Raw genomic sequence first — 24,764 nt, forward strand, 5'->3', positions numbered from 1 at the left:
AAAGGTCCAAAAAGATCTTTTCGATTTAATATTTTAAAATCTTTATATTTTCTGCTTTGCCTCAGATAAGGTAACCAGTTTTCCCAAAGCACCGAATTCATGAAGGTCGCCAAATACTTCTATCCTGATCGATTGATCGATCCCTCCTACTCTTAATGCATCATAGCCGGTATCATGAATTAGCTTTTCTACCTGAGGATCGATACTGGTATCGTCTGTAGCATAGAATAAGACTGCTTTTTCAGGAGATTGATATGCTGCGTTGGACAACGTTTCGGCACCTAAGGTTCCCAGTGCTTTAACTAATTTTGCACCATGAGGAAGATAAGATGCATTGATTTCTCCTGCTGATTCATTTTCTCCGATAACTTTCTTGAATCCTCCACTTTCTGCGGGAGCAATCGGATTGGACGGATCAACGATGATTTTACCCTCCAGATCTGCGGAATAGTCTTTCATAAATCCACTGATGGTCCCAAAAGGAATAGCAAGGACTAGAATATCTGCATTTTTTACAGCACCTGGAATATCACTTGGTTCAGCATTCCATTTTTCAGAAAGTTCCTTTGCTTTTTCTAAATTACGATCTGCAGCAATAAATGAGGTATTGGACTTTGAAAGATTTCCTGCTACTGCCTGACCGATATTTCCCAAGCCGATTACGGCTACTTTTGATGATGTTGTCATGATGATTTTTTTTTAAATTGATAAGACAAATATCCCCCGAAAAATGCTCTGTTTCCAATGAACTGCATCAAGAAATACGATTGATCTGGTTTAAGATTTTGATTTTACCAGTCTGTTTCTAAGTCTGCTGAGAAATTCAGGTGTAATCCCTAAAAAAGATGCAATCTGTGTTTGTGACAGACGATTAGATAAATGGGAATACGTGTGCATAAAGAAAAGATATCGTTCTTCTGCCGTAGAACTTATGCTTTGCAACAATCTGTTTTGTAATGTAATAAAACTGTTTTCCAGCAAAACCCTGAAGATTCTGTCAAATTTAGGAGCATTTGTATACAAAGTAACTAAATCCTCCCGGGTGATCTGCAAAAGCATGGTATCCTCCAAGGCATCAATATTAAGTTCTGAAGGCTGTTTCTTATGAAAACTTCCAATATCATTGATCCACCAGTTTTCTGCAGCAAATTGGATAATATGAGTATGGCCTTTTTCGTCTACCTTATACATCCTGAGGCATCCCCGGACCACAAAATTAAAGTGAGTACAATGATCTCCTGCCTGAAGAACATATTGCTTTTTCCTGTATAATCTGGGCTTGAAAAGTTCAGTTACAAGTAGGCGTTCCTCAGCATTTAAAGGAATGCGTTGGTTAAAATAATCAATTAATGGCTCTACTGAATCTTGTCCGGGATTTTCTTTCATAAAATGGATTTGTATGACAAATTTACTATTCCTTTGCTAATTTTATCCATTGATCAGCAATATTTAAGGAAATCATAATTCTTATTCAGTGAGTCCCGCATATTCCGGCAATAATACAACTGTGCAAATCCGTAGATTTTAGTCATTTTCAGGATGTAACCAGATTACTTTCTGATCAGGCTGATGCTCGCATCCAATGATATCCCGGTACAGATCGGGCCGTCTCGCTTTAATATACCGGTATCCTCCTGACTGGAAGAGTTTTTCAGAAGTAATCAAAGCGGTTGTAAAGCTATCTTCAAATGAGCGGCATTCTGCCAGAACATCTCCAAAAGGATCAATGATCATGGAGCAGCCATTTTTCAGCTGGTCATCATCCATTCCTATGGGATTGGAGAAAATAACGTAGATACCATTGTCATAAGCTCGTGCGGGCATCCATTTCATAAGCCAGTCGCGTCCTTTCATTCCATCAAACTCAAGGCGTAATGAAGTGGGGTCGGCTTCCCGGTTTTTCCAAAGTTGAGCATCTACAAAACCGGCTCCCGGTCTTGAGGAGGGTGTACACATGGTAACATGAGGCATAAAAATAATATCTGCTCCTAAAAGTCTGGTAGCCCGTACGTTTTCAATAATATTATTATCATAACAGATCAAAATTCCGCATTTCCATCCATGAATATTAAAAATACAGTATTCCTGTCCCGGACTAAGATGGGGATTGATGAAAGGATGCAGTTTCCTGTATTTCGCTATCAATCCGTTCTTATCGACACAAACATAGGCCTTGAACAGGTTATCATGCTCATCTTTTTCAAAAAGACCGGCTAATATGGTAATGTTAAATTTCCCTGCGATTTCCTTTAGTTTCTGTATACTTTTGCCTTTCGGAATGAATTCGGCAATATCGAGCATTTGTTCCCTGTTTAGTTTTCGGGCAAATGTATATCCTGTGATTGAACATTCGTGAAAGGCAATAACGTGTGAACCTTTATGAGCAGCTTCCTCGCTTAGCTTTTCTATGACTGAAAGATTGTATTCTTTATCTCCACTTTTGTTTTCGAATTGCGCGCTTGAAATTTTTAGATTGGTCATATTTTTTTTCAGCAAAGCTATAAGCTTGAAATATTCCGGAATTGTAAAAATCCGCCATTTTCTCTGTGGCGTTTTTATCTTAAAATAAAATTAATAGTTAAAAAAAACACGTTCATTATATCCAGCGAATAGAAATGAATTGTTACTGTTTTTTATTTATTGTGCTTTAAATTGCTTTCAATGAAGCTCTATAAAATTAACAGCTAATTTATTCTTCGTTGTAAGATATTGTCCGGGAGTCAGGCCAATGATGTTTTTAAAATCTTTGATCAGGTGTGACTGATCCGTATACCCTGCTTCATAAGAAAGACTTGTCATGGTAGTGTTTTTAGTGGTATTCTTCATAAGACCCAAAAAGTGATGAAGCCGTATGATGGTATTGTATCTCTTAGGGGATATCCCAATATGGTTTTCAAATGTCCTTTCGATATGCCTTTCGGAATATCCCGTAAAGCGTTCGAGCTTTTTTAATGATACCGTTCCTTTATTTTGTAAAAGATATTGCTGGGCTTTTATCAGCCAAAGCTCAGACATATTTTTTTTGGAAATCAATTTTAAGAAGAAGAGATCCAAAGCATTGATTATCGATTGCGGATCATCTTTTTTATAAAGACTTTCCTGGAATGGTAGGAGCTGATTTTTTAAAATATCAGTTGCAGAAATGATTTCATTTTTAGTTTCTTTAGCAGGCACACCAAAAAGAAGATTGAAAAAATAGGGCTGGAAAACGACTGCCAATAAAGAAAACTCCCCTTTTGTATAAAGATCTTTGTAGACAGTTGGCTGACCATAAAAAAAAGATGAGGGCAGGTTTTGCTTTGAACTATCAGACATATTCATATCGGGTGATAGAATAAGCCCTGTATTCCCGTCAGCAAATAAACGCAGGTCTTTATGATCTTTTTCAGTGTTTTTTAAAAAGATGTAATGTTTGATAAAACCGGATAATTGACTGGAAGGAGAAACCTGCATGATCCAAAATTAGGTAAAAATAACTAATAAAATATGCCATTCAGGAAACGGGGTATTCAATTTACATAGTCTGCTGCAAGAGTTTGAATGATGAAAACAAGCAATTAAAGCCTTTATTTGAATATGCTTATACCATTTATAATTTAAACTTTTTAACGATCCATGGTAACGTTAAACCTTGTCCTAATAAGGAGATCAAAACCACAACGACAGATAAAAAGATAATTTCATTACGCATCGGAAACGGTTCTCCTCCATTAATCGTTGTTGGAAGACCTAATGCAATGGCTAAAGAAACGATTCCGCGCATTCCCGACCAGCTAAGAATAAAGCTCGTTTTGGAGTCGAACAAAGCTTCTTCGCTGATTTTTCTTTTACCCTGAAATGCCTTTTGAAGGTTAAATTGCTGCAGATATACCCTGGCCATTCTGATCAGTAAGGTTACAATCACAATAATAGCAGCATAACCCGCATAGGTCCATACCTGGATTTGAGGCATTTTCTTCAAAATAACAGGGAATTCCAGTCCAATCAATAAAAAGATCAATCCATTGAGTAGAAAAATAATGATATCCCAGAAATTACGGGATTGTTCCTTTACATGATCAGGAAATTTAATCCTGCTCAGTTTAGACATTCCCAAACCTAACATAACAACAGCAATTACCCCGGAAACTTTGAAATGTTCTGCAATAAGATAAGTTACAAACGGCATTAAAAGGATCAGGCTGTTTACAACCATGGCATCTTTACGGAAGAAGGCAATAGCGAATCTTAATGCTATAAAAATAATCCAGCCAATAAGAAATCCTCCTCCCAGTACACATAAAAATTCAATGGACGCTTTCCAGGTTACAAAAGCTACTCCTGTTACGGCAGCTACGGCAAAACGATATGCTACCAACGCAGAGGCGTCATTGATTAAACTTTCTCCTTCAAGTATAGTCATTGTTTTATGGGAGAGACCTAATCCTTTTGTTACGCCTAAAGCTGCCACAGCATCGGTTGCAGATAGAATAGCGCCTAAGACAAAAGCCAATGGCCAGGTCATTCCGGGAATTAGGTAATAAGCCAGCACAGCAATACCTGCAGTAGTCATAAAAACAAGTCCTATAGCCAGGGTACCTATTGTATTGAGATTGGTTTTAAACTGCTGAAATGAGATATTAAATGCTGCATCATACAATAAAGGAGGTAAGAAAAGCAACATAATGATCTCCGGATTGATCTCAACCTCTGGCATAGCGGGAACAAACCCGATCATCACCCCGGCAATTAAAAGCAGCATGGGGACGGGAACCTTAAATTTACCCGCTAAACCGGACACCCCGATCATCAGGGCCATAATTACTAAAATGACTGCATAGTTCTCCATCAGGTTTGTTGTATTTCAGAAAATGTGTCGTTTTAACTGTTTATTGAATGTATAAAAGTAACAAAATATTATTTCTGCTTATCAAGAGTCCTTTTGTTTTCTCTATATTGATTATAACATATGGAAATTTATTTTAAAAGAAGGTGAAAAAATATACCACAAATACAAGTTTTTAATAGACTAAATATTTTGTATTGGTATTTATGGTTAGGTTTTTGAAGTGTAATACCTGAAATGAATTATCATTTTATTCAATTTTCTTAACCAATCACTTAAAATATAATATTATGTCAACAAAAGATCTTGTCCATTTGGAGGCAATCAAAAAGATTCAGGAACTTTCGACGAAAGCAAGAATTTGTATGTTTTGTACAGAACTGGAAACTGTTCCTGTTAATTCCCGTCCCATGACTTTGCAGGAAACGGATGACAGCGGGAATTTATGGTTTATAAGCAGTGAAACCAGCAATAAGAATTTTGAGATCAAAGAAGATCGAAGAGTCCAACTGTTCTTTATGAATAATGATGATTCCCAGTATCTTTCTGTATACGGTGAAGCATCTGTATACAAGGATAAAGCTACAATTGAGGAAAAATGGTCCGCAATGGCAAAGGCCTGGTTCGATGGTAAAGATGATCCTAATGTGACCATTATCCGGGTGGAACCGAAAGAAACCTATTACTGGGACACTAAGGCTGGAAAACTGGTAAGTTTGTTAAGCTTTGTTGCTTCTGCCGTTACAGGAATCAAGACCAATAATGCTGATGGTGTGGAAGGCAACGCCAGCATTTGATCATAAAAAAGCAGACCGAGAAATCGGTCTGCTTTTTTATTATTTTCCTTCTCTATTAATACAGGTTTTGACCTGTTTTCATTTTATTTTTTCACATCTTCCAGCGATGCTCCGAAATTAATATGAAGTACATTCCCGTTAGGAGTAATTAAAGCAGGTACAGACTTTACACCAGCTTTTTCTGCAGCATCAATTCTGTGCCTTTCCTCTCCAAGATGTACAACTTCTATATTGTCTTGACCGATCAGGTTAAAGATATCGTGCTCTGCACTGACACATACAGGACATCCCGCATGATAAAAAACGGATTTTTTCATTTGATTAATTTTTAAGGTTATTAATAATATTTTTTAACTCTTTTATTTCATTTTCCTGCAAGGGTTTTAGAGGACTTCTTAAGCAGCCTCCATCTTCACCCAGGATATTTAAACCAGCTTTAATCGCTCTCGGAAGTCCTTTGGAAACAATAAACCTGAGTAATTCCACCTGTTTATAAAAAATATCCTGAGCCTCCTGTAATTCGTTATTTTCAATGGCCTTGTACAAATCTATATTCAGTTCAGGAATTAAATTAGGAGATGCAGTACACCATCCTCTTGCACCAGCTGCAAATGCAGCAAGCGCCAACGGGTTCGATCCGTTATAAAAAGCGACATCTTCTCCAAGCTCTTTTCGCAGGTAATGCATTCTTTGGATATCACCTGTGCTTTCTTTAATCATAGTAACATTGGGGATTTCCAACAACCTTTTCAGTAAGGCCGGGGACATATCTACTCCACCGGTTGCCGGATTATTATACGCCATAATGGGTATTGATATTTTACCGGCTACTTTATCATAATGAGCAACGATTTCGTCGTCTGTTAATTTCCAGTAACTCATTGGAATGATCATTACAGCATCGGCTCCCGCCTTTTCAGCAAATTGTGCATGATACGTTGTTTTTTCAGTGGTTAAATTAGAAACACCCACCAGTGTCGGGATCCTTCCCTTTACCTGCTTTAGTGTTGCTTCAGTAACGGCCTCTTTTTCTTCATCTGATAAATACGGCAATACACCGGTACTTCCCAAAGGTGCAATACCGTTACTTCCGGAAACAACAAGTCTTTCGACTAACTTTTTGAAAAGAGGGAGATCTACTTTTTCATTTGTGTCAAATGGGGTTATAGGATAGGCAATGATCCCTTTAAATGGAACATTTTTCATGTATTTCTTCTTTTTAAATGGTAATTTGATTTTACAAATCTCTTCCTTCTTCCTCTCTCAATGCTACTCCCAGGTTTTGTAATTGCGGAGCATTTTCACAGGCAATGTATTTTGCAGGTTCGGTATCACTGAGGTTTTGATGCTTGTGCCATCCCCACGATGGAATATATACAGCATCTCCGGCCTGCCATTCCACTTTTTCGCCTTCTATTTCCGTCCACCCTTTTCCCTCTATAACATACAGAACGGTTTCATAAGTATGACGGTGCCTGTTGGTTTGCTGCCCGGGTAATAATCCTCCAATAGTCATGCTTACATTTTTACTGGGCAGATCCACAAAGAAAACAGGATGTTTTCTTTCCGTTGAAAACTGATTATGCTCACCAGCTCTTTCTACATTTTTATGAATGAGATGAGTGGGTTTTTGGAATTCTGGTCTTGCAAAAGTTTTATGAAAATCTTTTGAACTGAATTTTTCATTGTCCATGATGTAAAATATTTAATGTTTTTTGCATTATTGCATGACAAAATTATTTTATATTTGGACCAGTTAACTGATTCAGTTTTTATAAAAACAGGTAGTCCAGATGTTGCGTCCTTGGAAATTAGAATTTAAAATCGATAAAAAAAGCTCAAAAGCAGTATATCTTCAGATTGCAGATACCATCATAGCAGATATCCGTTCCGGAAGATTAAGAGCCGGAGATGTACTTCCGGGCAGTCGTATTCTGGCCTCAATGCTTGAAGTGAACAGAAATACAGTCGTTGAGGCTTACCAGGTTTTGATTAATGAGGACTGGGCAATGTCTAAAGAGCGTAAAGGTATTTTTGTTTCTGACAGATTACCTTCTTCATTGGAAATTTATCCCGTTGATACCAAAGCCCGTGTAAATGATCATATCCCTTATGCAGATCCTTTTATCATTGATTTTGATGACGGACATCCAGACAGTAAAATAGCTCCTATTACTGAATTGGCCAGAGCTTACCGTCAGATATTCGACAGGAAAGCCAGATGGCAGATGATGGGATATACAGATGTTCACGGCGACATTGAATTCCGGAGAGCAATTTCCCGGATGCTTAATCACCAAAGAGGAATGGATACCACTGAACATGAGATTTCCATAACCCGGGGAAGCCAGATGGCCATGTTTCTTACTGCAAAAAGCCTTCTAAATCCCGGAGATTATGTAGTGGTCGAAAATCCAGGATATAAACCTGCCTGGAAAGCAATTGAGCATACAGGAGCCCAACTTTTGCCCGTATCCGTAGATCAAGAAGGTATAATCGTGGAAGATCTTATTCAAATTCTCAAAAAGAACAAAAAGATAAAAGCGATATATTTAACGCCTCACAGACAGTATCCTACAACCGTTACTTTAAGTCTCGCTAGAAGGATAAAATTAGTAGAGCTTTCCAATGAATATGGCATTACGATAATTGAAGATGATTACGATAATGAATTTCATTTTGGCTACCGGCCCATCCTTCCCCTTTCAAGTTTTGCGGAGCTAGACAATTATGTATATATCGGGACTATGAGTAAAGTTGTTGCTCCGGCTTTAAGAATTGGCTATTTAGCAACCAAGGACACTTTATTGCTTGAAAAGATCGGAGAATTGAGGAAGATTATTGATGTACAAGGCGATGTGATTATGGAACAGGCTGTTTTGGAGCTGATCAAGGAAGGAGCGGTACGGAAACATATTAAAAGAGCTACTATTCATTACAGGAATAAGAGAGATTTTGTATACCGGCTTTTAAAACAATATATGGCGGGTTGTGCGGATTTTAATTTACCAGATGGAGGACTTGCTTTCTGGATTACACCTAAAGCAGAATTGAACTGGGATATAGTAACTGATTTGTTATTAGATCATAAAATTAAAATAATTCATCCCAAGCATTATGGTTTTGATCAATATATTAACGGATTCAGACTCAGTTACGGTTCTCTTTCAGAGGAACAGCTGGATCAAAGCATTAAGGTTATCGGGGAAATATTGTCCGGTCAACATCAAGGAAGCTCTCCCGCTTAGGAAAGCTTCGTTGATTATTGATTTTTAAAATGCTTTTTTAGAAATTTTTAACTAAACCTATTCCCACATTTCCCTGCTGATAAAATGGCATTACCATGGTTTGAGATCTTTCACTTTTTCCTCCTAAAAGTTTATTGATTTTAGGATAAAGCCAATAGGCCAATTCTGTAGATAAAATACCAAAACCAGCGCCACCTACCACATCTCCGAACCAATGCTTATTATTCAGCATCCTGTAAACTCCCGTAAAAACAGCAAATGAATATCCGGAAACTCCCAACCAGAAATTAGTATCCTTATATTCCCGGAACATAAACTGGGCCGAGGCAAAAGCCATTGCAGTATGGCCGGACGGAAAGGACAGGTTGTTCGACCCGTCAGGTCTTTCTTCTTTTGTGAGATGTTTAAGGGGCAATGTAAAGGCGGAGGAAATAAGTAAAGAAGTACCATAAATAATACTTCTGTCCCTGAAATTATGCTGTCCTTTAATTCCAATGGCATTTAATCCGTATACCAGAGCTGCTGGTGCAAACTGGGAATAATTGTCCAGTTTTATAGGATCAGGCTTGTGCTCACTGATTTCATATTGTGTTGAAGAATTAAGCTGTTTGAGTCCTTTAATACTTAAACTGGCTACACCATAGGTAATTAATGTCGCGGGTATGATTAGTTTTTTATAAGAAAACTGATGATTGGCCTGATCCGTATTCAATGCAACAGGAGAAATTATACTGTCTTTAACTTTGTCCACAGCTATACTATCCTGAGCAACAACATTCTGAAAGCCTATGAAAATTAAAATGATGCCTGCAATTAAACCTTTCATTTGAATTATATTTGAAATTAAAATTTATAACTATAGCCTAGTCTGATGACCTGAGTTTCATAATAATCGTCACTTGTATACCTGAATCCACTACCCTGGATTTGTTTTTTCATGACGAGGGTGTTAAAAAGATCAGTTGCATTTAGAAAAACTTCACCTTTTCCGTTTTGAATGGATTTTTTTACTCCAAGGTCCATTGAAAAACGACCTTTGACTTTTCCTTGTGGAATAATATCCGGTGCAAGATAAACTGCTGTAAGCTGAGCATTAATGCCTTTAGAAAATTTAAAGGTGTTATTGAATTTTATATTCCCTGAAACAGCAGTTTGTTTCTCCGCTGAAAAAGTATTGGGTTGAGGATATAAATTTTCCACCGTAAAGGCGTTGATCTGATTCCTGTACACATTTCCATTGATATTGAATGAATAAACCGGGGAGATCTTCTGATTCCAGATGGCTTCAATCCCGGAATTATAACTTCTTCCTGCATTCTGAAATACGGCATAAATCAAATTACTTCCGGGAACAATGCTGGAGATCCTGGTAATTGTTCCGTTTGAAAAACGATGATAGACTGAAGAATACAAATACCCACTGTCCCAATTGTATTTATGCCCCAGTTCAATTGAGTTCGTAAATTGCGGGCGTAAACCTGGATTTCCAACCTTGATAATTTCAGCATCATCATACTTTGGAAATATCCTGATGTCAACCTCATTAGGACGGTCTACCCTTCTGTTATAGAATACAGAAAACTTATTGTGATCATTAAGCTTATAAGCCAATCTCAGATTAGGAAAAGGCTGGGTATAATTATATCCGTTACTTGAATATGTAGGATGATTGGGATTTACATCATACCGAATTTTTACATACTCCATTCTTAAGCCCAGTTCTGCTTCCCATTTTTTATTTTCAAAGACATAGTTACCATATACTGCAGGAATCAGTTCTTTATAGTTTGCCCAGCCTCCTGCATTGGCATCAATTACAGAATTGATCCCCGGGATAAAATTCATATTCGTCGGTATATTTCTGTTTCTAAGCTTGATTCCAGCCTCAATACGTCCATATTTCAAAGGTTTCACATAGTCGATATTGAAATCATAAACCTGTTCATCGGAAAGAAGTTTAAATGCATCTGTTCCTGCTGAAGAAGGCAAAAAATTATCATAGAAATATTTTTCATCTTCCCTGTGGAAAGTATAATTGAAACCTATATTAAGCAGGTGACCAGCTTCTTTAAATTTATGCTGGTAAGAAGCCGTAGCCATTACCGTAGTTTTTAATTCATCCTCTAAAAATTGCCACAAGCGTAAACGCTGTGAAAAGTCTCCGTTAAAAAAAGGCTGATCTCCACGATCTTTTATTTTTTCACTTCCGTAAAGCCCTGAAATTGTCAATGTATTCTGGCTATTCATATTCCAGTCTATTCCTGCTTTTGTAGTCAGAAAATTGGTATTTCTGTTTCTTTTCAACTGTGAGTTGATAACCGTTCCATCATCATATATTCTTCTTACATATTCATTTTTGTTAAGGGTCTCGGTATAAAGGTTATCCGCCTGTAAAAAAGCATTGATCTTATTTTTTCTGTAATTCAGGGAAATCGATGGATTGATCTTGGGAGTGGTTTTGTATTGTGGGCGTATCGTAGGAAGATTTTGTTTTCTTTCCCATAAAGATCCGAGCCCCAGTGTAAGGCCTGCTTTTCCATTCCAACCATTCTGTTTGTTTTTCTTCATGATGATATTAATGATCCCCGCATTCCCGTTAGCATCATATTTTGAAGAGGGATTATTAATGATCTCAATCTTATCAATTGCCGAGGAGGGAATATTATCCAATCCGGTCTGGCTTCCGAATCCCGTTAAAGCAGTTTGCTTTCCGTCAATCAGAACAGTCACCCTATCATTTCCACGAAGCTGTACTTTTCCATCCTGTACTGTTATTCCCGGGAGATTCTGCATGCTTTGCAATACAGAACCTCCGGCTTGGCTGATATTATCCGCAACAGAATAAGTTTTCTTATCAAGCTGGTTGCTCACTTCATTTTTTTTATCACTTGTAAGCACAATCTCTTCTATTTTTGTTTCTTTATCATTAAGATGCTGTCCAAGCTCAACGGGAGGAATATCCAGAAACTCTGAAAGGCTACCCACAAAAAGAGGCTGACTATACGTATCATATCCGGATATTGAAACTTCAATCTGATAATTTCCGGGTTTTACTTCCGTAAGGGAATATCGTCCTTCTTCATTGGTAATTGTTCCCGATACAAATGCATTGTCTTTTGATGATTTTAAAATAACGCTGGTGTAAGGTAATGCAGCTTTCCCGGTATTCGTTACGAGGCCGGAAACAGTTACAGATGACACCTGGGCTGTGATAACTGAAGAAAACGATAGAATGATGAACAAAAATAACAACCTGAATTTTCCCATTATTTCTAGTCTTTAATTTCCTTTAAAAATTTACCGTTGGCGTCAAAGATGATGTCCATTCCATTCACTTCTGCTTCGTAAGTAACCACCCCTTTTGAATCTGTTATTTGAGCAGCTTCTTTTATAGAGGATTCCGGATATTTTTTAATGATAAACTGTTTAATGGGAGCAGAAAGTGATTGTGGATTGATCAGCTTTTCACTCTCAATAATGTTTCCTGTTGCATCCAGCAGAGCTGAATAAGAAGTTCCTTTAGATGTAAATCCCGCTTCAAATTTCCCTTTTTCTTTTTCCCATTTTACATGATGAGCGTCTGGAAATTTTCGGGTGAACGAAGATTGTACCTGAACCGGGACATCTTTTGTTTGGATCTTTTGTGCATGAATCATGGCTGCACCTACTATAAATGCTATTAAAATTCCTGATTTTTTCATTGTATGATAGTTAATTAATGATACAATGATCGGGTATGATTTAGAATAAATTTAGAAGATGGAATTACAGGGGTTTATTTTCTTGCTTTTTATGAGAAATAAAGATCATGAAAAGTAATAGTCCCAGGGAAACCAATGACGCATTGAGTGTTCCCAGATCAAGTCCTCCCTTTGAAAGAGGTTTGGTCAGGAAATCACCAAAGGTAGCACCAAACGGTCTTGTAAAAACAAATGCAATCCAGAATAGCAAAACATGATTGATTTTGGTATGATAATGCAGGAGAACTACGACCAGGATAATGATACCGGTAACCCAGGCTCCCGTTAAATAACTCAATCCCAGATTGTCACTCAGGAAGTCACCGAATGCCGTTCCGAGACTATTTGAAAAAAGAATACTAATCCAATAATAGATCTCTTTGCTTCTTTCAAAAACAGGATAAACCTCAAGATTCTTATATTTTCGGTACCATAAGAAAAGCGTCGTTAATAATCCTGCAACTAAAATTAAACTGCCTGCAAGGTATCCTGCTTTTAAAGTCCGGTCAATAAAATCAGAAATTTCAGTACCTAAAGTAGTGGTTCCTATGATTACCAGCCAGTAAACAATGGGAATATATTGCTTAACCGTTAATTGGATTGAAATAGTGATGATAAAAAGGCATAAGGTAACAAGAATACCCATCGTATATCCGAGATTGAGGGTCATGGATATAAAATCCCTGAAAGTTTCACCCAGGGTCGTAGCCGTTATTTTCATCAGCCAGAAAAGAAGCGTGACAGAAGCTACTTTATTAATCGTTTTCATTTTTTCATTCAAAGTTCCTGATCAATTTGGAAGAAATTTAGAATGAAAGAATAGATTTATGGCATCCGCATCATACCTTCGGGATTATTAGAAATTTACAGAAAAAATGTGATGATGATGCTCAAAATGATATGTTATGGTCCACTGTTGATGATTACAAATCTCTTTCACAATAGCCAACCCAAGACCACTTCCATTAGTGTCTGTAGAAGCTTTTGAAAACCTTTTAAATAGAGACTCTTTCTCCAGTTCAACAGATCCTGAATTGGAAATGACCAACTGTTTTTCGGAAAGCTTTACATAAGCTGTTCCATTATTTGGGGTATGCCTTACCATATTGATCAGAAGATTATTGATCAGCGTTTCAGCTAATGTATGATTTCCATCAATATATACTTCTTCAGTGATTTCTGAACGAATATGTATCTGCTTTTGATCAAAATACTCCTGAAACATATCTAAACTCTGGTGGAGAATTCCACTCATTTCCAGGTTTTCTTTTTGAGCAAACTGACGGTTTTCAATCTTAGCCAGTAATAAAAGATTTTGATTGATTCTTGAACTTCTGGTCAAAGCCCTGTTGATTTCTTCTATGATTTCATATTGCCTTTCCGTAAGATCCCTGTTCTGCAATAGAACATCCAACTTATTTTTGATAATAGCCAAGGGGGTTTGCAGCTCATGAGAAGCATTTTCCGTAAATTCCTTCTGAGTTTTATAAGCTGAAACATTATGTTCTATCAACTTCTTTAAGGATTCGTTCAGTTCTTCAAATTCTGTAATATCAGTGCTGGTAAAATCGATGGTATTCTGACTATTCAGATTGAAAGTTTTTAGTTCTTCCAATGTATTTCTGAAGGGCTGCCAGATGGAACGAGAGAGTCTTCTATTGAGGAATAAGAGTCCCACAACAATAAGAACAAAGAAAAACACAGTAATGGCAGCAATAACAGCTATTGTTTCATGTGATTCTTCAATATTGGTTTCTACTGTAAAAAGAAATGGTTTATGATTGATATAAACCGTTTTTTTTAAACACCGGTAGCGTTCGACCTCTGGCTTTTCAGAAAAAGTTTTCTTTTTCTCTACTGTAAATGTAACGTCTTTTTGCGCGTCATTACCTGAAACATATTCAATATCAGTTCCTGGCTGAATCTTGTTCCAGAGGACAATGCTTTTTTCCAGCTCACTATCCGAAAGTTTTAAGCGGTTAAAGCTATAAGCCGTTTTCTCTACAATGGTTATATTATGCTCATCCAGCTCACTTTTCCAAATAGTATCCACTACCCAGTAATAAATGGGTATACTGATGACCAATACGATAAGAACGTAGATCAGGAAAGGTTTTGTGGTTTTACTTAGTAAAGGTTTCAAAGTTCGGGGAAAATAAGCATTATATTATTAATCATGAGGTTTACTTTATCTGGACCGAATTTCAGAATCCGGAAAATTTTATATCATATTTTTAATATCTAAGTTCTAATATCTGTCTCCTAATCTTCCTCTTCCCATTTATAACCTGTTCCATATACTGTTTTCAAATAATGATTACATCCTGCATCGTAAAGCTTCTTCTTTAAATTTTTAACGTGGGCATACACAAAATCGTGATTATCAAGCATATCAGCAAAATCACCTGAAAGGTGTTCAGCCAAAGTACTTTTGGAAATTACTTTATTTTTATTACCTATAAAATAGATTAAAAGATCAAATTCTTTTTTGGTAAGCGACACGACGGTATTATTAATGGATACTTTTTTAGCCAAAAGATCGATAAGGAGCTCACCTTGGCTGATAACATTAGAATTATTAAACTGTTTTCTGCGGATAATAGAATATATCCTTGCCAGAAGCTCGGAAAGATGGAATGGTTTCGTCAGATAATCATCTGCTCCCATTTGTAATCCGTTGATCTTATCATCCAAAGCATTTTTTGCAGAAATAATAATGACTCCGTCCTGTTTGTTTTGCTTTTTTAGTTCTTCTAAAATTTTGAGCCCATTGCCATCGGGAAGCATGATATCCAAAAGGATACAGTCATATTGAAACATTTCTACTTTCCTTGTTGCTTCAAGAAAAGTAGTGGCAAACTCACATAGGTAATCCTCTTCCGACAGATATTCAGAAATGCTTTTGGCCAGCTCGGTTTCATCTTCTATGATCAGAATTTTCATGGGACTAATTTACATATCCAATTTTGAAGAAATTTTGAATAAACTAAAATAGTGCTAAAAATCCGAAAAAATAGAAAACATTAATCAGGGATTTTCGTCATGAGCCATGTCAACGGGTTTAGATTCTGGAGATCCTTTCTCCCTAAGCCAGATGGATAGAATAACAAGAGAAAAAACAGCTAGAAATTCGCTTTGCCAATTCTGAAATGATTCAAACCAGAAACGGGATTCCGTTATATAATCAAATGCTGTAATTACTGGTCTTTCCTTGGAGATCTGTTCCGTATTGTACTCTTTGAGACTACCGTAAAAATGCAGTGCAAAGCTTAAAAGAAATAAAATGGCAAAGGCAATGGATAGAGAATGCTTATATATCCTTAACCAAATGCCTCCTTTCTTCACAGGCCATGGGGCTTTTGGATGTGGGACAGGCTCTTTGTCCACATCTTCTTTTTCTTCCAGGGATTTGGATTCACTGGAGCCCTTTTGTCTAAGGGAAATCGTCAGCAAAACATAGATCATCATTTGGAGGAATTCACTTTCCCAGTTTTCAAAAGTCGCCTGAATGAAATGACCGCTGTATACATATTCACTCAGGCTGAGAATAGCATTTCCTTCCTCCATTAATTCTTTATTCTGAGTATTCCAGCCGGTTAAAAACTGCCCCAAAAGACAAATGAGCATTAAAGAAATTAAAACAATACTCAGACTATTCCGGTAAAAAAAACTATTTTTTGACATGACCGTAAGTTTTAAAATTAAGGTTCTATTCTTTGCAAATCCTTTACGGCAGGACCCGTAAAAAGCTTACCATTAACCAAGATCTTTCGGATATGAATCACCTTTTAAGGTAAATGCAATGGCATAACTTCTATAAGGTGCATTCATAAAATGAAGCTGATTAATCCCAGGAGGAATGTGAGTGGCATAAATTATATGTGCGGCGTTGATTATGCCTTTCGATGTATGCAATCTCACCATATCGTCAAACTCCTCATGGCTTTTACAAAGGCACTTTTCGATAAACACACCACCGGAAGCGATAAAAGCTTCGGTAAGTTTTTTTATATATTTAACCGGATGAAATTGCGCCTGATCAGGAATAATTGCCGCTGCTTTAAACGGGATGGGAAATGGAATATCATTAATGGAATCAATACGATGTCCTACTTTTGAAGAGCCTTCTATAATATCAGCGAGTTTCTTCTCCTGCTTTTCATCCAGAGCAAAAAGATAGCCGGCTTTCATCTCAAAATCGCAATCAATATCAAACTCATGGATATTGTTTTTAATAATATGAAGTGCTTCTATTCCTACATTTTTTAAGAGTATGGCATTATCTAATCCAAAATCTTTAATAGCTTCAGCATAGGTGGTATCAAAGAAATTATTCAGGTGAGCAGTGGTGCCTCCTGTTGTTCCAAAGCCAATATTGGAGGCTTCCAGGATAATGCAATTTTTGCCGGCCTTTTGCAGGCGCATTGCTGTTGAAATACCAGTAATACCGCCACCTACTATGGCTACATCATACAATGGGTCTGTATGGATTTTAGATGGGAATTTTCTGATTTCTTCCTGCCATATACTTTTTCGTACGCCGTCTCTAAACATAATTGATGTTTTAAGTTGTTATTCCAAAATATCAGATTTGTTTCCATTACTTATTAATGCACCCTACTTTTTAAGAGTGATGGTGTCGTTTTCGATATCCGGGCTTTTTTTATATTTTGTCTTTGGCTCATCTTCTTCGAGATTGCACCTGCATGAACCCGCAGAAAAGAGACAAATAATACCTAAAAGGATCGTTGCTGTTGTTTTCATAATACAAGTATTTGATGGTTTATATTATTTTTGAATCCAGATGCTTACAGACCGGGTATTTACTTTAAAAACGGCCTTTCCGTTCTCATCTGATTTTATTTTATCTTTTCTCTGTTGAAGAAAATCGAAATATTCGGAATTAGCATTTTCTTTCCCCATATCAATTTCTTTGGCTCCCTCACCGTTGTTAGAAATGATGATGATACATCCTTTGTGTTTTTCATCACCTTTTCTCATCCATGCAATGCAGTTCGGATCATCAAAATAGTTGATCTGCTCACCATGGGCAAATTCCTGCCGGGCTTTTAGAAGCAGTGGCAAAAGATGAACTTTAGGCATAGAAACTTTAATTTCTTTACCCTCTGACAAGTCAGTATATTCAGCGCCGTATAGGTCCGGATAGAAAATACATGGATAAGCATTTTCGTTCATAAGGATCAATGTGTAGGCAATCGGTTTAAACCAATCTTTAACGATGGATTCCAACGCCTGAAGCTTTTGGGTATCATGATTTTCTACAAATGACACGGAACATCTGGGGTTCTGACTTAAAAGAGTGCCATCCAGAATATTTCTCAGATCATATTTCTCCCCTTTATTGGAGGCATTATAAAAATGGTAATGCAACGGAACATCAAAATAATATAAAAGATCTTCCATGAGTTCAGAAAAGTCGTTGATCTTTACTACCTCATCTTTCCACAATTCCCCCATAATAAAAATATCGGGCTTAAGCTCCGTTTTTATGTAGGTAATCCATTCTTTTAAAAAATCATAGGATAGATGTTTTAACGCATCAAGACGAAGTCCGTCTACTTTAGTCGTATCCATATACCATTTAATCCATCTTTTCATTTCTGTAACGACATCCGGATTCCGGTATTCCACATCCGCTCCCATCAGATAATCGTAATTTCCAAACTGATGACTGACAGAGTCATTCCATTCCTGCCCCGATGTATTGTGGATTTTAAAAATTCCCTGCTTTTCATTGTTGTCCTGAACAATAGTATCTATACCACTAAAAAAGTGAAAATCCCATATGAAATCCGAGTATTTTCCATTTCTCCCAGGAAAAGTAAATTTCGTGAAAGCCGATGCTGAAAAAGAATCTCCTACCATTTCATTTCTGTTTTCTCCGTTTACTTCATGTACGATAATATCTTCTTTTTCATCCCCTCCTATCTTGTGGTTAAGAACGATATCCGCATACACCGACATTCCAATATCATGCGCTTTTTGAATTGCGATAAGATATTCTTCTTTTGTTCCATATCGTGTGGCTACTGTCCCCTTCTGATCAAATTCCCCTAAATCATAAAGATCATATACATCGTAGCCTCTTCCCTCTTTACCCAGCCCGCCTTTTGTCGCAGGAGGAAACCATACGGCAGTTATCCCAAGTTCTTTTAGATCATCTGCTTTTTCTAAAAACTCTTTCCAGAGGTTTCCTTCATAATACCAATGGAAAAATTGCATAATAACTCCATTCATATCATTTATCCATTCACAATAAGTCCTCCGTTAGGATGTAAAACCTGCCCCGTAATCTGCGCAGATTCTGTACTGGCAAGGAATAAAAAACTGTAGGCAACCTCTTCGGGAGTTGCATTTCTCTCAAACGGAGGTTTGCTGGGATCCTCCTCTTCTTCACCAAAAGTTTCCTTGGTAAGAGGTGTTGCTACAGGTCCCGGTGCAACAGCATTGATCCTGATTCCTTTGGATTTCGACTGTAATGCCAGGGAACGGGTAAAAGATACAATTGCCCCTTTTGTAGCAGAATAGTCTACCAGTTCTTCGTGTCCCTGATAAGCCACCGCAGAGGTTGTATTAATAACACTTCCCCCTTCTTTCAGATAAGGGAAAACTACTTTTGTAAGCAGGATCATTCCGATGATGTTGGAATCAAATGTTTTTCTGATATTTTCTTCCTCCAATTGTTCGATATCCTCTGCAGGGAATTGAACTCCTGCGTTATTCACGAGGATATCTATGCCTCCGAATTCTTCAGCAACCTTCGCTGCCGTCTTTTCACAAAATTCATAGTCATTGATATCTCCCCTAAAAAGGATTGATTTTCTGCCGATCATCATAATGTCATTCTGTGTTTTTTCTGCATCCTCATCATCAGCATGGTAAATGATGGCAATATTAGCTCCCTGCCTTGCAAACAACAAGGCGACCGCTTTTCCAATGCCACTGTCAGCTCCTGTGATAAGAACCGACTTGTTGTTTAATCTTAATTCTCCCATGATCTTTAGTGTTTTTCTGAAACCGGCTCCTGCATGGCACCCATTCTCTGAGCAGCCATGCCGTCCGTTGATACATTAAGCATCGCAATGTTTAACTTATTTCTTGTCCCTGAAATGATCTTATCATCTCCTTTCATCAGAGCATTGAATCCATCCATGGCTACATCTGCCGGAGAGGAAAAATTTTCTTTATCTTCCATGATCTTGCTCCTGGTCATATCTGCTTTGTTAAAGAAATCCGTATCTGTCGGTCCCGGTAAAAGGGCTGTTACAGTAATTCCGGTATCCTTCAGTTCTTCACGGATAGCTTCAGACCATGATAATATAAATGCCTTAGTACCGTGGTAAACGGAATGCCAGGGCCCGGGAGATTTGCTTGCAATGGACGCCAGGTTAAGTATTTTTCCACTTCCTTTAGATATGCGATCCTTTAAAAATAGTTTAGTCAGGATCACGACCGATGTGATATTGAGGTTGATGATGTCTATTTCCCTGTGTATATCGGTATCCTGAAATTTACCATAAACTCCCTGGCCTGCATCATTAACCAAAATTTCCGGACTAATGGCGTTGGCTTTGAGCTCAGAGTACAAAGAATAAGCTTCATCCTGCAGGAAAAGATTTTTGGAGATAGGGATCACATTCACTCCGTAACCTTTAAATTCTTCTGCTTTGATTTTGAGCTGATCATGATTTCTGGAAACAATAACCAGGTCATATCCGTTTTTGGCAAAAATTTTGGCAAGCTCATAGCCTATTCCACTTGTAGCCCCTGTAATGAGTGCATATTGATTTTTACGTTCCATAAGTTTATTTTAATATTAAAACCTGGTTAAGCTCACTTTTAAAGCATCCTAGAATAAATTCGGTATAATATAACTGTGCATCCAATGCATCGGTCTTAGGATGAAGTTCAAGCTTTTTACTCAGAATAATTTCTCCTTTGTATGAAAATGCGAAATATGAAAATATTTTATAGGATGAACTTCTCACCGGTGTACAATAACCTGTAGTTGCAATGGACCAGTCTGTATCAAATAATCTTGCGACACTCAGGGCCATGGTTTTGGCAATATTTTCAGATACGCAATCACATTCTTCAGCTTCTTTCTGATCCACATCCAGAAATATAACTTTCTGTGGTAAAGTGTAGGCGGTGATACCACCGTTATAAAATAGAGAAGCGTTTGGCATTTGTGAAAAAGCAAGCTGTAATAGGCCTGATGTTACACTTTCTGCTACAGCAATTGTTTCTCCTGTTTTAAGTAAGGACTGGCTTATATATTGAAGCAAATTTTCTTGAAATTTCATAATCGTAAATTTTTAAGTGATTAATTGGTGTACCATATCGTGTTTCATACTTTCCATGGATCCAGGACGACTTTTACACAGCCGTCTTCCTTTTTGTCGAAGATTTCATAGCCTCTGGCTACTTCATCCAGCCCAAGACGATGGGTGATAATATCATCGAGTTTTACTTCCCCATGTTCTACATGTTTCATCAGTTTGTCTATAATAGGATGTACAGGAGCCTGTCCTGCTTTTAAAGTGATTCCTTTATCAAAGATCTGTCCGAGTTTAAAATTATCGTAATTCACAGGATAGACCCCCAGAATAGAGACGGTTCCTCCACGTTTTACCGCACTCATACAGGCCTCCAATACCTTGATTGATCCCTTTTCAAAATTCAGGACAGCTTTTGCCCTGTCCAGCAAATCTCTTTCAGGTTCGAAACCAACAGCATCAATGCAAAGATCGGCTCCCCGCCCGTCCGTCATGTCTCTGATCTGTTCAATGGTATTTTTGGCATCTTCCCATAAAATGGTTTCACAGCCCGTCAGCCTTTTGATCTGATCCAGCCTGTATTGTAAAGTATCTATTACAATGACCTTTCTGGCATTATGAAGAATAGCACTTTTTACTGACATTGAACCAACGGGTCCGGCCCCAAATACCGCTACTGTTTCTCCACCTTTTAATTCGCCCCACATAACGCCGGTATAGCCTGTCGGGAAAATATCGGTAAGAAATAAAACCTGTTCATCGGTAAGGTTATCGGCTACTTTTCTGGGTCCGAAATGAGCATAGGGAACCCTTACATATTGTGCCTGCCCACCATCATAACCGCCATAAAGATCCGTATACCCGAATAAGCCGCCTCCTTTTTCGGTAAGGATTCCGCCTTCTGGTCCATAATGTTCCGGATTACTGTTTTCACAAGCTCCCGGCAGATCGTGCTGGCAAAAAAAGCAGCCTCCACAGGCAACGGGGAATGGAACAACCACCCGGTCTCCAATGTTCAGATGGGTGATGCCTTTACCCAGTTCCTCAACAATTCCCATAAATTCATGTCCCATGACCATAGGACGAAGTTGTGGCAATCCCCCTGAATACATATGAAGATCGCTACCGCAAATGGCTGTAGAGGTTACTTTTAAAATGATATCATTTGAATCCTGAATAACGGGATCGTCTACTGTGTCGCAGGTAATTTTACCTGGTGCGTGAAAAACTGCAGCTTTCATAATGTAATATTTTGGTGTAATGGTGTTATTGGTGTGTAGTATGAATTTTTAAGAATTCCTTTCCGTCTCCAGATGCCACACCCTATGACGGGCAATAGCGTCGATAAAACGGTCTTCTGAATTCTGATCCGATGCTTTTATAATCGCAGGGTCTTCGTGCTTTTTATGAGCTACATTAGAATTAGCATAAAGGTTATCCGTTCCAGCTCCAAAATAAAGAGCTTTACAGTGTTGATACGCTTCGTTTATAAAGTTGAGGACTGCATGTTTGTTTTCAGGGCTCAAAAGCTCTTTTTCAGACAGTTCTCCCGGACAAAGCAATAACGCATCAAAACATACACTCTTTGTACTGGTGAGAGAATGCTTGGGAATAAAAGAAGTACCATCATCAGCGGTCACGGGTGCTACGCTCGGACCTATGATCTGTACCTTAGCACCATTTTTTTCAAGAAGGTTTTTCAGCCGGGTTGTTGATTTAGCATCTGTTCCGTTCCCCATTATAAATCCTATTACCCTGCTTTTAATGGTGTCTTTAACCGTGTTTTCCATACTTAAAGCGTCCGATTTCGCAATTTCAGGTTCCTTTTCTTTGCTTTGCAATTCCTTTGGATCCGCATCTGCCGGTATACTTTGATTCGGCTGCTCAGGTTTTTTAACTTTTACCCCTAATTTATTTGCTACAATGGAAGCCAGCTTTTTATCAATGAATGTTAATTGACCCACTAACCTTTCCCTGATTGCAGGAATGGTTACTTTAGAAAGTTCAAAAATAAGAGCATTTTGCAAATGACGCTGTTCCGGATCAGATTGACTGTTATAGAACAGTTTTGCCTGAGAATAATGATCAACGAAACTCTTACTTCTGGATCTTATTTTAGCTCCTGATACAGGCTCCTGATGAGAAACAAATCCTCCATCCTTCATCATAGCCTGGAAAGGACATCCTCCTCCTATAGAATTGGGTTCGTAACTTACTTTTCCTTTAACGATCTGTTGTCTCATATGGCCGTCACGCTGGTTATTGTGTACGGTATTTACAGATCTGTTAATGGGAATTTCATGGAAATTGGGTGAGCCTAACCTGGATAACTGGGTATCTGTATATGAAAACAACCTACCTTGAAGCAGAGGATCATTACTGAAGTCTATTCCGGGAACAAGATGTCCGGGATGGAAAGCGACCTGCTCTGTTTCAGCGAAAAAATTATCTGGATTTCTGTTTAAGGTTAAAGTTCCTACAATTTCTACAGGAACAATTTCCTCAGGAATAATTTTGGAAGGATCTAAAAGATCAAAATCAAAACGATGCTCATCTTCTTCAGGCACTAATTGTACCCCCAGATCCCATTCAGGAAAATTTCCGGATTCGATGGCCTCCCAAAGATCTCTCCTGTGAAAATCCGGATCCGCACCTGAAATTTTCAAGGCTTCATCCCATGCAACAGAATGCACTCCCAGCCTTGGCTTAAAGTGAAATTTCACGAAATGGGATTTCCCTTCGTCATTAATCAGTTTAAAAGAATGGACACCGAATCCTTCCATCATCCTAAGACTTCTTGGGATGGCTCTGTCGCTCATCAGCCACATGATCATATGCATGCTTTCCGGCATTAAAGAAATAAAATCCCAGAAAGTGTCGTGTGCTGAAGCAGCTTGCGGGATTTCATTATCGGGTTCAGGTTTTACCGCATGGATAAGGTCAGGGAACTTCATAGCATCCTGAATAAAAAATACAGGCATATTATTCCCCACAAGATCATAGTTTCCTTCATCAGTGTAAAATTTGATAGCAAATCCTCTTACATCCCTTGCCAGGTCTGTGCTTCCCCGGCTACCAGCAACCGTTGAAAACCTTGCAAAAACAGGAGTTTCTTTACCTATCTCACTGAGAAATTTAGCTTTTGTGTATTGGGAAAGACTCTTTGTTAGTTTAAAAACGCCATGGGCTCCTGAACCCCTTGCATGAACGATTCTTTCGGGTATACGCTCATGATCAAAATGAGTGATCTTTTCCCTGAGAATAAAATCTTCAAGTAAGGTTGGGGCCCTTTCTCCTGCTTTTAACGAATTCTGATTATCATTAATCTTAAGTCCCTGGTTGGTTGTTAACATTTCGTTGTCGTTAGAGGTACTTAACGATTCCAGTTGTTCAATCTTTTGATTATTTTGTGTATCTTTTTTCATAATAGTGTAATTGTTGATTGGTGTTACTCCGAAGAGCTGTTATTCTATGTGATTTATTTCTCTGTCCAGACTATTGATAAGTTTCTGAAGATATTCTTCTTCTTTTAAGACCTTATAATAAGCTGTTTTAGCATATAATGTAAAATTCATATTCCCTGTTGTTTCATGAATACTGGGATGGGTTATTGAACTTTCATTTTGGTATCGGGTGATGGAAGCAATACATTCTGTTGTATAATTATCCAGTGTTGTTTTCAATTGTCCGCAGCTGGCATTATGTTTTATTTTTTCCAAAGATTTCATAACAAATGCACTTACTCCATAGGTATTAATGATACCAGGAAATAAAGATTCATTCTCAAGGATATTATTTTTATCATAGAGACCCGAATGTTTTAATGTTTCATTTTCAAATATCATAACCGTGGA

At 37.8% G+C, this 24,764-nt stretch carries 26 protein-coding genes; 2 read left to right on the plus strand and 24 right to left on the minus strand.

Translation table 11 applies throughout. The annotated features are described in order from the left end of the window. Positions 1-42 precede the first annotated feature (42 nt). From G9C87_RS15725 to G9C87_RS15745, 5 genes are all read right to left on the minus strand, one after another. The gene (locus G9C87_RS15725; protein ID WP_172282853.1) at positions 43-687 is read right to left on the minus strand and encodes an NADPH-dependent F420 reductase; all 645 of its coding nucleotides are present in this window, start codon (positions 685-687) and stop codon (positions 43-45) included. Positions 688-777: 90 nt separating this feature from the next. Further along, entirely contained in the window at positions 778-1,386 is a 609-nt protein-coding gene (locus G9C87_RS15730) for a Crp/Fnr family transcriptional regulator (protein WP_172282855.1), read from the minus strand. A gap of 138 nt (positions 1,387-1,524) precedes the next feature. Beyond that, positions 1,525-2,481: a nitrilase family protein gene (locus tag G9C87_RS15735; protein ID WP_172282857.1), complete on the minus strand. Its 957-nt coding sequence runs from the start codon at positions 2,479-2,481 to the stop codon at positions 1,525-1,527. A 177-nt stretch (positions 2,482-2,658) separates the two neighbouring features. Beyond that, entirely contained in the window at positions 2,659-3,453 is a 795-nt protein-coding gene (locus G9C87_RS15740) for a helix-turn-helix domain-containing protein (RefSeq protein ID WP_172282859.1), read from the minus strand. A 136-nt stretch (positions 3,454-3,589) separates the two neighbouring features. Continuing rightward, positions 3,590-4,828 (minus strand): Na+/H+ antiporter, encoded by a 1,239-nt coding sequence (locus G9C87_RS15745; RefSeq protein ID WP_172282861.1) that lies wholly within the window; start codon positions 4,826-4,828, stop codon positions 3,590-3,592. A gap of 287 nt (positions 4,829-5,115) precedes the next feature. Between G9C87_RS15745 and G9C87_RS15750 the strand changes: the two genes are divergently transcribed. Further along, a complete protein-coding gene (locus G9C87_RS15750; RefSeq protein ID WP_172282863.1) occupies positions 5,116-5,622 on the plus strand; it encodes a pyridoxamine 5'-phosphate oxidase family protein in 507 nt (168 codons plus the stop codon). An 83-nt stretch (positions 5,623-5,705) separates the two neighbouring features. Here the strand turns inward: G9C87_RS15750 and G9C87_RS15755 are convergent, their stop codons facing one another. The 3 genes from G9C87_RS15755 to G9C87_RS15765 are packed head-to-tail and all read right to left on the minus strand — an operon-like array spanning position 5,706 to position 7,315. After that, positions 5,706-5,939 (minus strand): thioredoxin family protein, encoded by a 234-nt coding sequence (locus tag G9C87_RS15755; protein WP_172282865.1) that lies wholly within the window; start codon positions 5,937-5,939, stop codon positions 5,706-5,708. A gap of 4 nt (positions 5,940-5,943) precedes the next feature. Continuing rightward, a complete protein-coding gene (locus G9C87_RS15760; RefSeq protein ID WP_172282867.1) occupies positions 5,944-6,828 on the minus strand; it encodes a dihydrodipicolinate synthase family protein in 885 nt (294 codons plus the stop codon). Between the two features lie 31 nt (positions 6,829-6,859). After that, on the minus strand, positions 6,860-7,315 hold the full coding sequence (locus G9C87_RS15765) for a cupin domain-containing protein (protein ID WP_172282869.1): 456 nt from the start codon (positions 7,313-7,315) through the stop codon (positions 6,860-6,862). A gap of 100 nt (positions 7,316-7,415) precedes the next feature. Here G9C87_RS15765 and G9C87_RS15770 point away from each other — a divergent pair, with 100 nt between their 5' ends. Beyond that, complete coding sequence (locus G9C87_RS15770; protein WP_172282871.1) at positions 7,416-8,870, plus strand: PLP-dependent aminotransferase family protein; 1,455 nt, start codon at positions 7,416-7,418, stop codon at positions 8,868-8,870. A gap of 37 nt (positions 8,871-8,907) precedes the next feature. Here the strand turns inward: G9C87_RS15770 and G9C87_RS15775 are convergent, their stop codons facing one another. From G9C87_RS15775 to G9C87_RS15850, 16 genes are all read right to left on the minus strand, one after another. Continuing rightward, a complete protein-coding gene (locus G9C87_RS15775; protein WP_172282873.1) occupies positions 8,908-9,696 on the minus strand; it encodes a phosphatase PAP2 family protein in 789 nt (262 codons plus the stop codon). Positions 9,697-9,713: 17 nt separating this feature from the next. Beyond that, complete coding sequence (locus tag G9C87_RS15780; protein WP_172282875.1) at positions 9,714-12,137, minus strand: TonB-dependent receptor domain-containing protein; 2,424 nt, start codon at positions 12,135-12,137, stop codon at positions 9,714-9,716. 5 nt (positions 12,138-12,142) lie between these two features. After that, entirely contained in the window at positions 12,143-12,571 is a 429-nt protein-coding gene (locus tag G9C87_RS15785) for a PepSY-like domain-containing protein (RefSeq protein WP_172282877.1), read from the minus strand. Between the two features lie 64 nt (positions 12,572-12,635). Next, positions 12,636-13,379: a hypothetical protein gene (locus G9C87_RS15790; protein WP_172282879.1), complete on the minus strand. Its 744-nt coding sequence runs from the start codon at positions 13,377-13,379 to the stop codon at positions 12,636-12,638. Positions 13,380-13,466: 87 nt separating this feature from the next. Continuing rightward, on the minus strand, positions 13,467-14,753 hold the full coding sequence (locus G9C87_RS15795) for a sensor histidine kinase (RefSeq protein WP_172282881.1): 1,287 nt from the start codon (positions 14,751-14,753) through the stop codon (positions 13,467-13,469). A gap of 119 nt (positions 14,754-14,872) precedes the next feature. Next, positions 14,873-15,553, minus strand: a complete 681-nt coding sequence (locus tag G9C87_RS15800; RefSeq protein ID WP_172282883.1) for a response regulator transcription factor — start codon at positions 15,551-15,553, stop codon at positions 14,873-14,875. Between the two features lie 84 nt (positions 15,554-15,637). Then, complete coding sequence (locus G9C87_RS15805) at positions 15,638-16,294, minus strand: DUF6766 family protein (protein WP_172282885.1); 657 nt, start codon at positions 16,292-16,294, stop codon at positions 15,638-15,640. Positions 16,295-16,366: 72 nt separating this feature from the next. After that, positions 16,367-17,164 carry an NAD(P)/FAD-dependent oxidoreductase gene (locus G9C87_RS15810; RefSeq protein WP_172282887.1) on the minus strand — a complete coding sequence of 266 codons (798 nt, stop codon included), beginning with the start codon at positions 17,162-17,164 and terminating at the stop codon, positions 16,367-16,369. A 63-nt stretch (positions 17,165-17,227) separates the two neighbouring features. Then, positions 17,228-17,374 (minus strand): hypothetical protein, encoded by a 147-nt coding sequence (locus tag G9C87_RS15815; RefSeq protein ID WP_172282889.1) that lies wholly within the window; start codon positions 17,372-17,374, stop codon positions 17,228-17,230. Positions 17,375-17,398: 24 nt separating this feature from the next. Then, positions 17,399-18,868: an alpha-amylase gene (locus G9C87_RS15820; RefSeq protein WP_172282891.1), complete on the minus strand. Its 1,470-nt coding sequence runs from the start codon at positions 18,866-18,868 to the stop codon at positions 17,399-17,401. Positions 18,869-18,873: 5 nt separating this feature from the next. Further along, the gene (locus tag G9C87_RS15825; RefSeq protein ID WP_194304268.1) at positions 18,874-19,626 is read right to left on the minus strand and encodes an SDR family oxidoreductase; all 753 of its coding nucleotides are present in this window, start codon (positions 19,624-19,626) and stop codon (positions 18,874-18,876) included. A gap of 5 nt (positions 19,627-19,631) precedes the next feature. Next, a complete protein-coding gene (locus G9C87_RS15830; RefSeq protein WP_172282893.1) occupies positions 19,632-20,432 on the minus strand; it encodes an SDR family NAD(P)-dependent oxidoreductase in 801 nt (266 codons plus the stop codon). Between the two features lie 4 nt (positions 20,433-20,436). Then, the gene (locus G9C87_RS15835) at positions 20,437-20,937 is read right to left on the minus strand and encodes a CinA family protein (RefSeq protein ID WP_172282904.1); all 501 of its coding nucleotides are present in this window, start codon (positions 20,935-20,937) and stop codon (positions 20,437-20,439) included. A gap of 44 nt (positions 20,938-20,981) precedes the next feature. Next, complete coding sequence (locus G9C87_RS15840) at positions 20,982-22,151, minus strand: zinc-dependent alcohol dehydrogenase (RefSeq protein WP_172282906.1); 1,170 nt, start codon at positions 22,149-22,151, stop codon at positions 20,982-20,984. Between the two features lie 48 nt (positions 22,152-22,199). Then, positions 22,200-24,335, minus strand: coding sequence for a catalase (locus G9C87_RS15845; RefSeq protein ID WP_172282908.1), 2,136 nt, complete (start codon positions 24,333-24,335; stop codon positions 22,200-22,202). A gap of 39 nt (positions 24,336-24,374) precedes the next feature. Beyond that, complete coding sequence (locus tag G9C87_RS15850) at positions 24,375-24,755, minus strand: hypothetical protein (protein WP_172282910.1); 381 nt, start codon at positions 24,753-24,755, stop codon at positions 24,375-24,377. Between the last annotated feature and the right edge of the window lie 9 nt (positions 24,756-24,764).

This window comes from Chryseobacterium sp. LAM-KRS1 (genome assembly GCF_013184525.1).
Lineage (GTDB): Bacteria > Bacteroidota > Bacteroidia > Flavobacteriales > Weeksellaceae > Chryseobacterium > Chryseobacterium proteolyticum.